12 protein-coding genes, 1 tRNA gene and 1 pseudogene are annotated in these 16,049 nt (G+C 72.9%); 7 read left to right on the top strand and 7 right to left on the bottom strand.

Features of this window, described 5'->3' with window-relative positions; translation table 11 throughout:
* The first annotated feature begins 42 nt into the window (after positions 1-42).
* Positions 43-927 (top strand): bifunctional helix-turn-helix transcriptional regulator/GNAT family N-acetyltransferase, encoded by an 885-nt coding sequence (locus HNR19_RS05695; protein WP_179667019.1) that lies wholly within the window; start codon positions 43-45, stop codon positions 925-927.
* On the opposite strand, the gene HNR19_RS05690 is transcribed toward HNR19_RS05695, so the two are convergent.
* Positions 914-2,845 carry a penicillin acylase family protein gene (locus HNR19_RS05690; protein ID WP_179667018.1) on the bottom strand — a complete coding sequence of 644 codons (1,932 nt, stop codon included), beginning with the start codon at positions 2,843-2,845 and terminating at the stop codon, positions 914-916. The two genes, HNR19_RS05695 and HNR19_RS05690, sit on opposite strands and share 14 nt — an antisense overlap.
* Positions 2,846-2,888: 43 nt before the next feature.
* Here HNR19_RS05690 and HNR19_RS05685 point away from each other — a divergent pair, with 43 nt between their 5' ends.
* From HNR19_RS05685 to HNR19_RS05670, 4 genes are all read left to right on the top strand, one after another.
* A complete protein-coding gene (locus HNR19_RS05685) occupies positions 2,889-4,469 on the top strand; it encodes an FAD-dependent oxidoreductase (protein WP_179667017.1) in 1,581 nt (526 codons plus the stop codon).
* Positions 4,470-4,537: 68 nt separating this feature from the next.
* Positions 4,538-4,610, top strand: a tRNA-Lys gene (locus HNR19_RS05680).
* Between the two features lie 114 nt (positions 4,611-4,724).
* Positions 4,725-6,056 (top strand): TIGR04338 family metallohydrolase, encoded by a 1,332-nt coding sequence (locus HNR19_RS05675; protein WP_179667016.1) that lies wholly within the window; start codon positions 4,725-4,727, stop codon positions 6,054-6,056.
* 89 nt (positions 6,057-6,145) lie between these two features.
* The gene (locus tag HNR19_RS05670) at positions 6,146-6,532 is read left to right on the top strand and encodes a hypothetical protein (protein ID WP_179667015.1); all 387 of its coding nucleotides are present in this window, start codon (positions 6,146-6,148) and stop codon (positions 6,530-6,532) included.
* 10 nt (positions 6,533-6,542) lie between these two features.
* Here the strand turns inward: HNR19_RS05670 and HNR19_RS05665 are convergent, their stop codons facing one another.
* From HNR19_RS05665 to HNR19_RS05650, 4 genes are read right to left on the bottom strand one after another with little or no spacing between them, the layout of a single operon-like run.
* Positions 6,543-7,661, bottom strand: a complete 1,119-nt coding sequence (locus HNR19_RS05665) for a serine hydrolase (protein WP_218910161.1) — start codon at positions 7,659-7,661, stop codon at positions 6,543-6,545.
* Complete coding sequence (locus tag HNR19_RS22600; protein ID WP_179667014.1) at positions 7,658-8,860, bottom strand: M12 family metallo-peptidase; 1,203 nt, start codon at positions 8,858-8,860, stop codon at positions 7,658-7,660. Before HNR19_RS22600 ends, HNR19_RS05665 begins: the two co-directional genes overlap by 4 nt.
* Positions 8,861-8,890: 30 nt before the next feature.
* Positions 8,891-9,892, bottom strand: coding sequence for a helix-turn-helix transcriptional regulator (locus tag HNR19_RS05655; protein ID WP_179667013.1), 1,002 nt, complete (start codon positions 9,890-9,892; stop codon positions 8,891-8,893).
* Positions 9,892-10,833, bottom strand: a complete 942-nt coding sequence (locus tag HNR19_RS05650) for a WYL domain-containing protein (RefSeq protein WP_179667012.1) — start codon at positions 10,831-10,833, stop codon at positions 9,892-9,894. Before HNR19_RS05650 ends, HNR19_RS05655 begins: the two co-directional genes overlap by 1 nt.
* Before the next feature lie 83 nt (positions 10,834-10,916).
* Between HNR19_RS05650 and HNR19_RS22595 the strand changes: the two are divergent.
* Positions 10,917-12,248, top strand: a pseudogene (locus tag HNR19_RS22595) (MFS transporter); the annotation flags it as partial.
* A 16-nt stretch (positions 12,249-12,264) separates the two neighbouring features.
* Here HNR19_RS22595 and HNR19_RS05645 read toward each other — a convergent pair.
* On the bottom strand, positions 12,265-14,706 hold the full coding sequence (locus HNR19_RS05645; RefSeq protein ID WP_343047067.1) for a penicillin acylase family protein: 2,442 nt from the start codon (positions 14,704-14,706) through the stop codon (positions 12,265-12,267).
* Between the two features lie 74 nt (positions 14,707-14,780).
* On the opposite strand from HNR19_RS05645, the gene HNR19_RS05640 reads away from it, so the two are divergent.
* Positions 14,781-15,614: an oxygenase MpaB family protein gene (locus tag HNR19_RS05640; RefSeq protein ID WP_179667011.1), complete on the top strand. Its 834-nt coding sequence runs from the start codon at positions 14,781-14,783 to the stop codon at positions 15,612-15,614.
* Here the strand turns inward: HNR19_RS05640 and HNR19_RS05635 are convergent.
* Positions 15,611-16,045: a VOC family protein gene (locus HNR19_RS05635; protein WP_179667010.1), complete on the bottom strand. Its 435-nt coding sequence runs from the start codon at positions 16,043-16,045 to the stop codon at positions 15,611-15,613. The genes HNR19_RS05640 and HNR19_RS05635 overlap by 4 nt on opposite strands.
* Positions 16,046-16,049 lie beyond the last annotated feature (4 nt).

The following is a 16,049-nucleotide window of genomic DNA, read 5'->3' as shown; positions in this document are numbered from 1 at the left end:
CAATACCGCGACGATCTTGGATTCTCTGACTATAGTCAGAGAATGACCACGACCGAGGTGCTCCGGCGCTTCAACCGCACCTACACCCAGCGGATCGGCGTGCTCGACGAGTCCTTCCTCGGCACCGGTCGCCCGCTCGCGGTCTCCCGCCTGCTGTTCGAGGTCGGGGCCGTCGACGGCGGCACGACGGTGCGCGACCTCCGGAGCCGCCTGGGCCTGGACTCGGCGTACGTCTCGCGCATGCTGCGCCGCCTCGAGCGCGAGGGACTCGTCGAGACCCTGCCCGACCCCGACGACAACCGGCGCCGGATCGTACGGCTCACCGACGCCGGCCTGGCCGAGCGTGCCGAGCTCGACCGCCGCTCCGACGAGCTCGCCGCCCGGCTGGTGGAGCCGCTCACCTCACGGCAGCGGGACCGGCTGGCCGAGGCCCTCGCCACCGCCGACGTGCTGGTCCGCGCGGCCACCGTCGAGCTGCGCGAGGTGCCGCCCGACGACCCGCTCGGCCGCGCGGCGCTCGGGCGCTACCTGGACGAGATCGGCAGCCGCTTCCCGGGCGGCTACCGCCACGACGGACCGGTCGCGGCCGAGCCGGGGTCGACGTACGTCCTCGCGACCAGCGACGGCGAGCCGGTGGCGTACGGCGGGCTGCGCCCCGCGCCGGGCGTCGGCGACGACGCCGTGGAGCTCAAACGGATGTGGGTGCACCCGGGGTGGCGGGGCGCCGGGCTCGGCGGGCGGATGCTGCGGCACCTGGAGGCGATGGCCGCGGCGCGCGGCGCGGCGCGGATCGTCCTCGACACCAACGGCGTGCTGTCCGAGGCGATCGGGATGTACGAGCGGGCCGGCTACGAGGCCGTCGAGCGCTACCCGGGCAGCGACCCGCACGCGACGCACTTCTTCGCCAAGCGGATCACCCCGGCGTGAGCCGCGACCAGTCGGTCACGATCGGTGCCAGCTCGCCCGCCGCCCAGAGCGCGAGCTGGTCGTGGTGGTGCAGGTCGTGCGGGAGCCCGGAGGCCCCGGTGGGCACCACCCATCCACCGGCCTCGCGATCGGCGAGGTCCCAGACGTAGCGCGCGACCGAGCCGCGGCTGCACGCGTCGGTGATCGCTGCGTAGGAGATGCAGCACCGCACACAGTCGGCGTCACCCGACACCGGCAGCGCCGGCACGTCGTCGCGGCCGAGCGCGTGGATCGGCTCCACGACGTGAGTGTCTCCCCAGGTCTCCGGCACGGTGCCCGCGTCGACCTCGGCCAGCGCCTCGCGGGCGAGCGCGAACAGATCGAGCCCGAACGGCGCGGTGCCGGCCACCGCCTCGTTGGCGAGCCGCGGCAGCGACGTGCCGATCCGGTAGGTCGCGTCGAGCCACGGCGCCAGCACGTCCTCGTGGGAGTGCTCCGCCAGCTTCTCGAACACCGGCGCGGCGGCGATCCGCCGTACGAGCGCGGACCGGAAGGCGGCGTAGCGCGCGGCGTCGCCGGAGTCGGCGTCCATCCGGCCGTCCCAGCCGTCGAACGCACCCGGCACCAGCGCCGTCACGACGGGCACGGTCTGGAGCAGCGTGTCGTTGTGGATCCGGACGAACGCCTCGGTGTCGAGACCGTCGGCGCCGTCGAGCAGGGCACGGATCCGCGCCGCGCGCCAGGGCGCGGCGAACACCGAGCCGATGCGCTCGCTCTCGGGGCCGCGCCGCTCGTTGGCCGTCACGACGGTGCCGTCGGCGGGCACCTCGGCGCGGTTGGGCTCCGCGAGCCAGCCGGTCCACTCCCCTGCCTCGTCCCGGACCGGGACCCGGCCGGCGATCCGGTAGCGCACCTGCCCCGCTCGGTCGGCGATCACCGCGTTGTTGACCGGCTCCACCCACCGGTCGAGCGCGGCGTCGACGTCGTCGACGGTGCGGGCGCGCAGGAGCGGGAGGAGCGCGTCGAAGCCGAGGTCGCCCAGCTCCCACGACGACGTGCGGACCGACCAGCCGTCCTGGAAGACCAGGCCCCACGCGGTGCGGTCGACCGCGACCTCGACCGCCTCGCCGTCGCGCACGGCGATCGTCTCGGTGCGGGAGTCGACGACCACGGGAGCCGGCTCCGGACGGACGTCCTGGTAGTCGGCGCACGCGTTGGTGATCGCCCACGCGACCTCGCCGGCATGGGCGAAGTGCTGGACCCCGGGCACGCCGACGAACGAGAAGCCGACCACGTCGAACGGGTCGTCCGGGTCCTCGCACGCGAGCCGCACCTGCTGGTAGACGCCGGGCTGCTCGATGTTGCGGTGCGGGTCGCCGCCGATGAGCGGGAAGCCGCTGGCGGTGCGGGCGCCACCGGCCGCCCACGCGTTGCTCCCCGACGCCGTCGGCTCCTCGCTGGAGAGGAAGCGCGCGTCGGCGCCGAGCACGTCGTCGGCGAGCGCCTTCCAGAGCAGGCCGCCGATGTTGGCGAAGAGCAGGTGCTGGGCGAGGAACGTCGCCAGCGGCATCCACGGCTCCCACGCGCGCGCGCCGACGCCGAGGTCGGCGAGCTCGGGCACGTCGGCCGGGTCGACCGTCTCGAGACCGGCGTTGAGCCCGTCGACGTACGCCGCCAGGAACGCCCGCGTCTCGTCGCCGCACGTGGCGTGCGCGCGCTGCGCGGTCTCGACGGTGCGCATCCGGCGCGAGAAGCGGTCCCACGAGAGCCCGGCCGCGCCGAGCACCTCCGCCGTGGTGCCCGTGGCGCGGCGCCGCAGCCACTCGACCTGCCAGGTGCGGTCGCGCGCGGTGACCTCGCCCTGGAGCCGCGCGAGCGCGGCGACCGACTCGGCGCGCAGGTGCGGGACGCCGTACGCATCGCGGTAGAGGCTCGCCATGCCGCGGGACACTACCGACCCCACGGCGGTCTAGGGTCGGGGTGTGACCTCGAGGAACGAGTACGACGCCGTCGTCGTCGGTGCCGGGCACAACGGACTGACCGCCGCCGCCTACCTGGCGCGAGCCGGACTGTCGGTGCTGGTGCTCGAGCGACTCCCCCACGTGGGCGGCGCCGCGATCTCGACCGAGCCCTTCGCGGGCACGTCGGCGCGGCTCTCGCGCTACTCCTACCTGGTCTCGCTGATGCCCGACCGGATCGTCGCCGACCTCGGCCTGGACCTGCGGCTCGAGAGCCGGACGACCGCGTCCTACACCCCGGTGCTGCGTGACGGGAAGCCCGGCGGACTCCTGGTCGAGCGGGCGGAGGGCGAGGAGACCAGGAAGTCGTTCGAGGAGCTGACGGGCTCGCCCCAGGACTACCGGTCGTGGCGCGACTTCTACAACGACCTGGGCGCGCTCGCCCGGGCGGTCGCGCCGACCTTGCTGGAGCCGCTGCCGCGGACGCCGGACATCCGCGCCCAGGTGCCCCGCCACATCTGGGACGACGTGGTGGAGCGGCCGATCGGCGAGGTGATCGAGCGGCGCTTCGCCGACGACACGGTGCGCGGCATCGTCGCGACCGATGCGCTGATCGGCACGTTCGCGTCCCTGCACGACCCGACCCTGGTGCAGAACCGCTGCTTCCTCTACCACCTCATCGGCAACGGCACCGGCGAGTGGCGGGTGCCCGTGGGCGGCATGGGCGCGGTCACCGACGCCCTCCACCGGGCGGCGACGAAGGCCGGCGCGGAGATCGTCACCGGAGCCGGCGTCAGCGCGATCCGGCCCGGCGCCACCGCGGAGGACGGCGCCGAGGTGGTCTGGCACGACGGGCAGGACGAGCGCGCCGTACGCGCCCGGCACGTCCTGGCCAACGTCGCGCCCTGGGTCCTGCACATCCTGCTCGGCGAGCCCGAGGACGCCGAGGCCAAGCCCGAAGGAGCGCAGCTCAAGATCAACCTGCTGCTCGACCGGCTCCCCCGGCTCAGGTCCGGGGTCGACCCGGCAGTGGCGTTCGCGGGCACCCTGCACCTCGCCGAGGACTACTCCACGCTCGAGGCGGCCTACGTCGCCGCGGCCTCGGGGAAGCTGCCCGATCCGCTGCCCGGCGAGGTCTACTGCCACACGCTGACGGACCCGTCGATCCTCGGCAAGGGCGCCCCGGAGGGCCGGCACACGCTGACCTACTTCGGCCTGCACACGCCGGCGCGGCTCTTCGCCGACGACCCCGAGGCCACGAAGGCGGAGGCCGTACGCCGCGCGCTGGCCTCCCTCGACGCCCACCTGGTCGACCCGATCGAGGACTGCCTGGCGCGCGACGCGGACGGCAACCCGTGCATCGAGGCGAAGATCCCGCAGGACATCGAGGCCGACGTCGCGATGCCCGGCGGCCACATCTTCCACGGCGACCTGGACTGGCCCTGGGTGACCAAGCGGACCCGGCTGGAGACGCCGGCCGAGCGGTGGGGCGTGCAGACCGAGATCGAGAGCGTGCTGCTCTGCGGCTCCGGCGCGCGCCGGGGTGGCGCGGTCTCCGGGATCGCGGGCCACAACGCGGCCCAGGCGGTCCTGGAGTCGAGGTAGCAGGAGTGACCCTCGATTTCGCCGAGTCGTCCTGCCGCTGCTAATGTTTCTCCTCGCGCCCGGCGCTAGCACCCCTAGCTCAATTGGCAGAGCAGCTGACTCTTAATCAGCGGGTTCTCGGTTCGAGTCCGAGGGGGTGTACAGGGTCGAGAGGGTCTCCCACGGGAGGCCCTCTCGTCGTTTTCGCGGCCGTCGGCCCCGTGCCCTGTGGATGACCTCCCCGTCCTGTCGGCCCGGGCGGGCAGACTCGTGGCCATGAGGGATCCCGACCAGCGGGCGGTCTACGCCGCCGAGGACCAGCTGCTCGCCTGGCTCGACGCGACCGACCCCGACCGGCCGACGGTCACGATCGACGGCGAGACCTACGCGCCGGAGGTCGAGCCGCGCTTCACCGACCCGGAGGCCGCGGCGTCGTACGTCGCGAAGGTGCTCGGCCACCTGCGCGAGCACGGGAAGGCCTACGACAGCCGCGAGCAGCTGGACGTGTCCGTGCGACCGCGCAACGGCCGCACCCAGGCCCACTACGAGCCCGACACGCTGACCATCGCGGTGCCGCCGTTCGAGGTCGGCGGCCAGTGGGCGCTGCGCGGCTTGGTGGTGCTCCACGAGATCGCCCACCACCTGTGCGGCGAGCGCGACCACGGCGCCGCGTTCCGCACCACCCACCTCCGGCTGCTGGAGGACATCGGCCAGCCCGTGACCGCCGACCTGCTCCACCTCGCCTACGCGCGCGAGGGCCTCGAGCAGCTCGACCACCGCGCCACCGACGACACCCTCGCCAAGATCGCCAAGCTGCTGCGGCAGGCCGAGGGCACCCGCAACGAGCACGAGCGCGACGCGTTCCTCGCCCGGGCGCAGAGCCTGGCCACGCGCCACTCCGTCGCGCTCGCCGTCGCGCGCGCCCACACCGCCCGGCAGGAGCGCCGCGACCAGCCGGTGTCCGAGCACTACCGCATCGGCGAGCGGGGCAAGCGCGGGCTGGCGCGCTACGTGCGCCTGCTCGTCAACATCGCCCACGCCAACGACCTGCGGTGCACGATCAACAGCGACTCCACCGCAGTGACGATGTACGGCTTCGCCACCGACATCGCCGTCACCCGCGCGCTCTACGAGTCGCTCCTCGTGCAGATGGTCTCCGACTGCGAGCGCTACCTCGCCTCCCCCGACCGCGACACCACGGTCGCGTGGGACCGCAAGGCCCGCAAGTACGTCGAGCGCCCGGTCGCCACGATCACCGCCCGACTCGCCTTCTACGAGGCCTACGGGATCCGCATCGGCGAGCGGCTGCAGGAGGCGCGCGACGCAGCGGTGGCCGCCGCCGTGCAGGGCGAGGAGTCCACGGCGTCCGGTCCGACCGGTCAGCGTGGTCCGTCGGGGTCCGGCTCGACCGCGATCGCCCTGCGGCAGAAGGAGCTCGACGTGCACGACTACTTCGCCGACGCGCTCCGCCGCAACAACATCCGCGGCACCTGGTCGGGCGACCGCCGGTCGGCCATGGACTCGGCGCCGACCGCCGCCCACGAGGGCGATCGGGCCGCGCAACGGGCGCGCCTGGGCGACGAGAAGGCGCTCGGCGAGGCGGGCTGAGCCTGCGCTTGCGACACGCCCGGCGCCACCCGGCGCGCGTATAGCCCTCCGGACACGTGGTTACAGCCCGGGTGAAGGAGGAAGACGCCATGAACGAGTTCCTCGACAACATCCGAGAGTTCGCGGCCGACAACACCGGTTGGCTGCTGCTCGCTGCGGCGATCGTCGTCGCCCTCGTGGTCGTCGCCCTGGTGGTGACCGCGGCCATGAAGAAGAAGCGCGACCTCGACCGTCAGCACGCCCAGGCGATCCGGACGGACGCTGCTCGGAACACGTCCCGGCTCGATGCCAAGGACGCCGACGTCCGGCGCCTCGAGGCGGAGGCGGAGCAGGCCCAGGCCGAGGCCGACCGGCTCGGCGCGGTGGCCAAGGAGCAGCGCGACCGCCTCGACCGCGAGCGCCTCGCGCAGGCGGCGCGACTGGAGGAGGCCGACCGGCTCGACCGCGGCCGGCGCTACGAGGGCGCGCACCGCTGACAGGTGCGCGTCAGTCCTCGACGAGCCGGGCTGCCACTGTCTCGGTCAGCGACGGGCGGAGTCGCTCGAGGCTCCAGCCGTCCTTTGAGCTGCGGGACTGGTTGGTGACCCAGAACAGCCCCGCCCCGCTGTCCGGCAGCCGGGTGAGCTCGGCGTAGGACCACCCGTTGCCCCCGTTGTGCCAGGTGACCGGCCCCAGGGGCGTGTCGGCGACCACCCATCCGTAGGCGTAGCGCGTCTCACCGCCCGGCTGCTCCAGCACCCGAGGGTGGAACAGCTCGGCCTTCGCGCGCTCGTCGAGCACGTCGTCGCCCTCCAGCGCCAGGAGCCACCGGCCCATGTCGTGGGCGGTGGAGAGCAGCCCTCCGTTGCCGCGGAGGTTCCAGTACGGACCGTCGTCGGCCCAGGGATGGTCGTAGGGGCGCCCCTGCGCGCGGTTGCGGGCGTCGTACTCCACCGCGACGTCGGTCTGGTCCCAGTCAGGCAGTACGTAGCCCGTCTGCGACATCCCGGCGGGCCCGAACAGCTCCTCGGCCAGGTATGCCTCGTAGTCCTTGCCGGAGGCCTCCTCGACGATCGCGGCGAGCAGGCTGTAGCCGACGTTGGAGTAGCGGTAGCGCGCACCCGGCCGTGTCACCAGGTCGGCGGCCAGCGCGGCCGAGATCATCTCCTCGCGGTCGAGAGGCTCGTAGTCGTCGCCCAGTGACTCCACCAGGCCGGCCGTGTGGGTCAGCAGCTGGCGGACGGTCACTCCACGCTTGTCCGCCGGCACGTCGGCGAAGAAGTCGCCGAGGGTGTCGGTGACGCTCAGCAGCCCCTGCATCTGGAGCTTGACCACCGCCGCGGCGGTGAACTGCTTGCTCACCGAGCCGATGTCGTAGATGGTGTCGCAGCCGCTCGGCGTGCCCGCCTCGCGGTCGCTCTCGCCCCAGCCCTCGCAGGCCACCACCTCGCCGTCGGCCACGGCGACCAGGCTCCCGCTCGACCCGTCGGGGACGTCGGAGGCCAGGAACACCGGCGGCCGTTCGGCACTCGGCGGCGACGACGCGGGCGGCGGTGCCGGCTCCGCGCCGTCGCACGACGAGAGCAGCAGCACCGCCGCGAGCGCCGCGGCAGCCGGCCTGATCACTTGCGGAAGCGCTGCACCTCGTCGGCCCGCCGGTTGATGACCACGTGGTTGTCGGCCTTGCCGAACCGGCCCGTGCGAGCTCCCTTGAGCTTCACCTTCGGGTTGGAGAAGTAGGGGATCTTGCGGCAGTAGACGCCGGCGTTGGTGCACTTGGTCCAGTACGCCATGACGGTGATCCAGCGGCGGCTGAGGTTGACGTAGCCCCGGGCCGGCAGCTTCGAGGTCGGCTTGAAGCCCGCTGCCGCGTCGTGGTCGGCGCCGAGGTTGTGGCCGAGCTCGTGGGCGGTGCCCTTGGCGCCGAGCGCGCACCTCGCGGTCGTGATCGAGTAGGCGTAGCGGGACGGCGGCCGGAGGTAGCCGTAGCCACAGGCGCCGTTCGGGTCGGCCTTCCACGAGATCATCTGCACCAGGTCGGCGCGCGCACGGTTGCGCCAGCGCGGCACCCGGTCGAACCGCCCGTCACGCTTCCAGAGCGACTTCAGGTTCTTGAGGAGCGAGGCCTCCTTGGACCGGGCGTTCTTGATGCCGACGAGCACGAACCGCGCGTTGATGCGGGAGTTCTTGAAGGCAGTGTTGGCCTGGTTGATGCCGGCCCGGGCCAGCATCTTGATCTTCTTCCGGCCGCCCACGAGGTCCTGGGCCTTCGGCGTGTAGACCATCAGGACCTTGATCCAGCGCGTGCGTCCGGCGGCACCCGCGTCGGTGGCGGGACCGGTGGTCACCGGAGCCTGGACCGGCGGCGTGACGGAGTCGTCGACCTCCTCGTGGGGGACGGTGGGCTGCATGCGGCCGACGTAGTCGTCGCTGCCGTCGTTGCCGCCATCGATCGTGTAGACGCCGTCGGGAAGGTCGACGTCGATCCGCACGCTGCCGTCGGGGCCGACGACGGCGTAGAACCAGCCGCGGTCACCGATCTCGCCCGAGAAGCCCGTGAACTGCGGCTGCTCGTCCCGATAGCCGACCACCGCGGTCGCGGCGCCGCCGGGGAGGTCGAGCGTGAACGCGTCACCGACCTGGGCCGCCCGCAGCACCGCAGCGCTGACGGAGACGTCGGACCCGGTGCCGGCGGCGAGCCGCGGCAGCCCCGGATCGGGGTCGGCCTGGGCCGAGGGTGGGCCTGCGGCGCCGAGCACGGCGGCGACGAGGCAGAGGGTGAGAGCAGAGACGAGGGCGGCGATATGGCGATGTCCGAGGGTCACGAAGCGCACCCTAACCCGGCCCGCCGACAGTCAAACCTGGAGCGAGTGATGGGTCAGCAGCTCCTCGGCCAGCACCGCGCCCGCGGAGTCGAGCGCGGGCGGGTCCACGACGAAGGCCTCCGGCCCCGCGGCGAGCAGCAGCATGCCGACCCGCTGCTCCAACGGCGGCAGGAGGCCGAGCCGCAGCTTCACGACCTCCTCGTCGGCCTGGAGCACCTCGACGTCCTCGGCGTACATGTCGGCCGCCCAGCGCCCGGAGTGCGGCAGCACCACGTCGACCACGGCGCGCTCGCGCTGCTTCGCGAGCCGGCCGGCGAGGTCGTCGGGCAGCTCGAAGGTGTCGTCGAGCACCTCGGCGTCGCGGATGTTGGAGAGCAGGTAGGTGCGCATCTGGCCCTGGTCGTCGATCGGCCCGGCGTCGACCTCCCAGCCGCGGCGCGTCTGGACCAGCCGGTAGGGCTCGATGACCCGCTCCCCCGCGCCCGGCCGCCACGCCCGCGAATAGCTGATCCGCACCCGCCGGCGGGCGGCCTGCGCCTGCTGGAGCGGACCGAGCGGCCGGTTCCACCGCGGGATGTCGGGTACGCCGGCCGCGCCGTCCGCGAGCGGTACGCCCATGGTCGCGGTGAGCACCGCGAGCGCCTCCGCGAGGTCGTCGTTGTCGGGCTCGATGTCGAGCAGCGCCCGCGCGGCGGTGTAGACCAGTGCGAGCTCGGACGCGTCGACGTACTGCACCCCGAGCTCGTCGAGCGGGCGGCCCTCGCTGATGCGCACGATGTCGGCCTGGTTGGGGTCGACGGTGTCGCCGTCGGGGCCGAGGAACTCCAGCACCTCCGGCCGGGTGAGGCCCATCAGCAGGTCGGAGTCGACGTCGGCGGTGTAGTAAGCCATCAGGTCGACCCGCAGCTCGTCGACGGGCACGTCGAGCTCGGCGGCGAGCGTGGCCAGCGGGATGCCGTCGGGCTCGGCGATCAGCCGCTCGAGCACACGCGGCAGGCGGGCGACGCGAGCGACGTACCTGGGCGTCGACATCAGGCACCGCTCCCGTGCCCGGCGAGCTCGCGCAGCTCGGCGATGACCTCGCGCCGCACCTCGTCGGGGCCGAGCAGCGTGACCCGGGTGCCGAGGTCGTAGAGGCGGGTGCGGAACGCCGCCCGGTGGGTGACCAGGTAGCGCAGCACGACGTGGTCCCCCTGCTCCTCGACCGACGCCGGGTCGCCGAGCCAGCGCTGCACGTCGGGCACGTAGTCGGCGGTGGTGCGGAGCTCGACGTCGACGGGCGGGTCGATCTCCCAGCTCATCGGGTGGAGGCCGGGATGGCGCACGGGCGCGGGAGTCTCGGCGGTGCCGGGCGCGTCGGCGTGGACGTCGGACATGCGCGACACCACGAACGCCTTGACGACGCCGTCGGCACCGTCCTCGCGCCCGCGGAGGTACCACCGGCCGTACTGGGCGCTGACCGATACCGGGTGCACGACCCGGGCCGAGCCCTTGTAGTGGAACCGGAGCAGCGAGCGCAGCGAGGTCGCGCGCACCACGGCGTCTAGCGCGTCGTCGCGCGCGGCCACCTCCAGGAGCGGCGCCACGTCATCGGGCTTGGAGGTCTCGGGCAGCCCGAGGCGCCGGACGAGGTCGCCGCGGTCGGCGAGCAGCACGGCCTGCTGGAGGGCGCGCTGCTGCGGCTGGGTCAGCTGGAGCGTGAGCCGGTTGTCGACCGTGGCCATCCGGAAGTGCGCACCCTGGCCGGGACCGGCGACGTTGTCGATCTGCCAGCCCTGCTTGCGCAGGTGGCGGATCTCGCGGGCGAGCTGGTCGGAGGCGTCCTCGCCGGTGAAGCCCGCCACCTCGACGAGCTGCTCGCCGGACATGCCCGCCTTCCCGCGGGCGTGCAGCACCGCGGCGATGCGGACGAGCCGCTCCATCGGGCCACGCTGGTCGCGCCCCGGTCCTCTCGTCGTCACTGCGTCGGCCACGGGCGCAAACCTAGTCGACCCCCTCTAGACTCGGCGCGAGAATATTAGTTGTCATCATCAACCGATTCAGGAAGCCTGGCCCCATGGACACCCGCAGCCGCTCAGCGATCACGTTCGCGGTGCTGGCGGTGTCCGTCTCCGCCTTCGCGCTGCTGCAGTCGCTGATCGTGCCGGTGCTCGCGCAGATCGAGCGCGAGTTCCACACGGACCAGGCGACGGTGACGTGGGTGCTGACCGGCTACCTGCTGTCGGCGTCGATCGCGACGCCGCTGATCGGCCGGATCGGCGACGTCGTCGGGAAGACCCGGATGCTCGTGATCACGCTGGCGGTGCTGTCGGCGGGGTCCGTGGTCGCGGTGCTCGCGCCGAGCATCGGCTGGCTGATCGTCGCGCGCGTCGTGCAGGGCATCGGCGGCGGTGTGCTGCCCCTGGCCTTCGGGATCGCCCGCGACGAGTTCCACGAGCGGATGACGACCGCGCTGAGCGTGCTCGCGTCGCTGACCGCCGTCGGGTTCGGGTTCGGCATCGTCCTGGCGGGCCCGGTCGTCGATCACCTCGGCTTCGACGGCCTGTTCTGGCTGCCCGCGGTCGTGACGGCGGCCGCCGCGCTCGCCACCCTCGCCTTCGTGCCCGAGTCGCCGGTGCGCACCGCGTCGCGACTGCCCGTCGGGCCCGCCGTGCTGCTCGCCATCTGGCTCGCCGCGCTCCTGCTCGCCCTCAGCAAGGGCAACCAGTGGGGCTGGACGTCGCCGCGCGTCCTGGCGCTCCTGGTCACCGCCGCGGTGGTCGCCGCGGCCTGGGTCGCGGTCGAGACGCGGGTGCCGGTGCCGATGATCGACATGCGGATGATGCGCGTGCGCGGCGTGTGGTCGGCCAATGCGGTCGCGGCCTTCGTCGGCTTCGGCATGTACGCCTCGTTCGCGTTCCTCCCCCAGTTCCTTCAGACGCCCGAGTCGTCGGGCTACGGGTTCGGCGCGACCATCAGCGAGTCGGGCTACCTGCTGCTGCCCTCGGCCGTCGCGAGCTTCCTGGTCGGGTTCTGCACCGCTCCGCTGATCCGGAGGTACGGCGCCCGCGCCGTCATCGCCAGCGGCACGCTCGTCATGGCCGCGGCCTACGGCGGCTTCGCGCTGTGGCACGACCAGGCGTGGCAGCTGTTCCTGACCACGACCGTGCAGGGCGTCGGCTCCGGCCTGGCGTTCTCGAGCATCGCCGGCGTGGTGATCTCGGCCGTGCCGGCCGAGCAGACCGGCGTCGCCAGCGGGATGAACGCCAACATCCGCACGATCGGCGGCTCGCTCGGCTCCGCGGTCATGGCCGGCATCGTGACCGCCCACGTGGGCGCGCAGGGCCTGCCGTCCGAGGCGGGCTACACGATCGGCTTCACCGTGCTCGCGGTGGCGATGCTCGGGGCGGCGGCTGCCGCGGTGGCTATCCCGTCACCTGCAGTGTTCGCACCAGGTCCTGCTCGATCTGCGCCGGAGTCCATGCGAACCGCACCCACTTCTCCTGCGAGAACAGCTGGGTCTGGTCCGACGACCACGGCGACGCCGGGTCCTCGTACTGCGAGTAGGTGAGGATCGTCCGGGCGTCGACCACACCGCCGGCGTGGAACGAGACCGCCTGGATGTGCGACGAGCCGTAGGTGATCGGCTTGTAGCGGTCGGTGTTGGTCGTCGCGTTGCGCGACCCGACCGCGTTGGCGTTGCCGGCGTTGTCGCCCTCGCCGCCACCGATCGGGATGGGCGGCGCGCCACGGTCGCCGGCCACCTGGAGGTCGCCCCAGGCGGCGTCGAACGGCACCCCGCGCGAGCGCAGGCTGGCGATCGCGTCCTTCATCGCCTTGACCACGTTGGCGTCGGTCGACTTCAGGCCGCGCGGGGTGTTCAACGGGTCGCTCGCGTTGAAGGGCACCTTCCACGGCGAGGCCGGCAGCCGCCGTACGAACTCCTCGAAGATGTGGGTGCCGACCGAGTCGATGTCGGACCGGCCGTCCCACGCCTTCAGCACGGCACACGCCTGGGTCTCGCCGGTCCTGGCGCAGACGGCGTCGAGGGCGCCGTCTGCGCGCATCACCTCGGCCGCGCGGACGCGGTTGTCGTGCTCGTGGCCCCGGAGGCTGGTGGGCGTCTCCTTGCCACCGCCGGCGAGCCGGTCGATCACGTACTGCGCCACCATCCGGGTGCGCATGGTGCGCACACAGCGCTCGCAGCCGATGATGTCGGGATAGCCCTCGAGCCGGGTGGCCGGGTTCGGCAGCCAGAACGAGTCGTTGGCGTTGTAGACCCAGTCGCGGCGGACGACGTCGGGAAGCCGCTTCGGGCCGAGGATCCCGGGCCGCTGCGCGTCGGCGTCGCTGCCCCACTTGCACAGCCCGTCGGCGAGCGTGCCGTTGAGGCCGGGCAGCCCGGCGACCGACTTCAGCAGCAGGCCGACCGGCGTCGTGCAGAGGTTGCTCTTGTCGTTGGTCAGGTGCGGGACCACGGAGTGGTCGGCGTAGAGCGCGTTGCCGCTGCGGTCGGCGGCGATCGTGTTGACCCACGGCATGCCGCCGCCGGCGTCCTGGCGCCGCAGCAGGTCGCGCACGTCGGTGGCCGACCCCATGTCGAGGAACGTGTCGATGGTGCGCAGGTGCTCGGCGTTGGCGTCGCGGACCGCCCAGAAGCTGATCGGGCTCCAGCCCATGAACTGCGACGGGGAGTCGATGACGTAGCCCTGCGGCGTGCGGTAGAGGTCCTCGGTCACGGTCTCGAGCGCACCGCTCGGCCGGCGCACCGTGACCTCGACGACGCGGCGCTCGGCCTTCTTCACCAGGCCGTTGAGCGAGAGGTACGACGTGCCGGGGCCGACCGTCGTGTACTCGTACGGCGTGAAGCGGTAGGCCGTCGAGACGGTGTGGCTCCACGCCACGTTGTTGTTCCAGCCGATGTTGACCGCGGGCGAGCCGACCAGCGAGGCGCCGGCGACGTCGTACTGGCCGGGGATCGTGAGGTGCTGCTGGGTGAACTTGTAGCGGCCCTGCCACGGGAAGTGCGGGTTGCCGAGGATCATCCCGGAGCCGGTCGACGACGCGTCGCCGCCGATCGCGGTCGCGTTGGAGCCGAAGTCGCTGTCCTGGCCGAGGGAACGGAGCAGCTCCTCGCGCTCGGCGGGGCTGATCTGCGCCAGGGCCTCGTCCACGTCGGCCTTGGTCTTCGGCAGGCTCGGCAGGCCGGGGATCTCCGGCAGGCCCAGGTCGCCGGGGCTCGGTGGCGAGGCGGTCACGATCTCCTTGACGAACACACCGGAGGAGGCGAGCACGTTGGCGAGGTAGACGCCGTACCAGAGATCGAGCGACGTCACGGTCCCCCTCAGCTCGTCGAGGTACGGCGCCGCGGCGCACGCCGGGTCGGAGACCTCGTTGGTCTCGAGCCACTCGTTGACGCCGGCGACGTAGCCGGTGACGAGCTGCTGCGCCCGGGCGGTCGGGCCGGCGGGCGAGGTGAGCAGCTTCTCGACGACCTGCCGGTTGCGGAGGTCGGTGACGAACGCGTCGACCTGGAGGTTGCTCGCGTCCATGCTCACGCCGTCTGCGTAGCGGCCGTCGGGCCCGAGGTAGCGCGACCGGATGCCGCGCGCGGTCAGCAGCGTGTCGGCGAGGTTGCAGATCGCGGCGTCCGCGACGGCGTACCCGCTGCCGAAGCCGAGCGACCCGAAGTCGTCGGCGGTGATGTGCGGGATGCCGTGGCGGGTGATCTTGATCGTGGCCGCGTACTGCGGCTCGGCGCGATCGGGTACGCCGGCCGCGGACCCGGGACCGGCGGACTGGCCGGTCATCAGGCCGGCGACGAGCGCGGCGACGACGGGAAGGGCGAGGACATGGGAGCGACGCACAGAGGTGTAACGCGTTCCACGTGACGGGCGTTACGTGCCGGGGTCCCCGACCTAGGTGGTTGCACAATGGCCAGATGAGCATCCGGGAGCAGTTGGGCGAGGCGCTCTTCCTGCGCGTCGCCGGCCCGGACGGAGCAGTGCACCGGGAGCGGATCCACGGCACGCCGGGACCGCGCTGGTTCGAGCCGGGGAGCCCGATCACCCGGGTCCACGGCGACGCGTCGATGTTCATCGGCGGGATCCGGGCGCTGATGCTCCAGACGCTGCACCCAATGGCCATGCGGGCCGTGTCCGAGCACTCGGGCTTCCGCGGGGACATGTGGGGCCGGCTCGCCCGCACCAGCCGGTTCCTCGCCGTCACCACGTTCGGCACGGCCGACGACGCCGACCGGGCGGTGCGCGCCGTGCGCCGGATCCACGACCGGATCACCGGCATCGGCCCGGACGGTTCGCCGTACGCCGCGAGCGACCCGCACCTGCTGCTGTGGGTGCACGTCGCCGAGATCGACAGCTTCCTCCTCGCGCACCAGACCTACGGCGACCGCCCGCTCGACGCCGCCGAGCGCGATGAGTACGTCGCCCAGGCCGGCGAGGTCGCGCGCCGGCTCGGGGCCGCGGACGTGCCGACGACCGAGGCCGAGCTCCGCGAGGCCCTCGCCGCGTTCCGCCCCGAGCTGCGCGGCAGCCGCGAGGCGCGCGAGGCCGTCCGCTACCTGCTCTTCAAGCCGCCGCTACCGCTCGCCGCGCGGGTGCCGTACGGCGTGCTCACCTCGGCTGCCATCGGGCTGATGCCCGTGTGGACCCGCCCGCACCTGCGGCTGCCCTGGCTGCCGGTCACCGAGCGGACCGTCGTGCGCGGGCTGGGCAATGCCGCCGTCGGCACGATCCGGTGGGCGATGACGCCCTAGTCGAGGCAGAACTCGTTGCCCTCGACGTCCTGCATCACCTGGCACGACTCGTTCTCCTCGTCGGCCTCCATCAGGTAGAGCCGCGTGGCGCCGAGCGCCTCGAGCCGCGTCGCCTCCGCCTCGAGCGCGGCGAGCCGCTCGTCGCCGGTGAGCCCGGTGCCGACCCGGACGTCGAGGTGCAGCCGGTTCTTCACCGTCTTGGACTCGGGCACCCGCTGGAAGAAGAGCCGCGGGCCGATGCCGTTGGGGTCCTGGGCCGCCCAGACCGCGCCCTGCTTCTCGGCGGGGAGGGACGCGTCGAGGGCGTCCCACGACTCGTAGCCCGGGGGCACGGGCGGGTCGACGTACCCGAGCGCCGCCTTCCAGAACTCCGCCACCGCGCGGGGGTTCGCGCAGTCGAAGGTGACCTGGACCGTCCTCACGTCTGCCATGGGG

The organism is Nocardioides thalensis, assembly GCF_013410655.1.
Taxonomy (GTDB): Bacteria; Actinomycetota; Actinomycetes; order Propionibacteriales; family Nocardioidaceae; genus Nocardioides; species Nocardioides thalensis.
The sequence above is the reverse complement of the archived record's forward strand: the minus strand, read 5'-3'. Positions and strand labels throughout refer to the sequence as shown.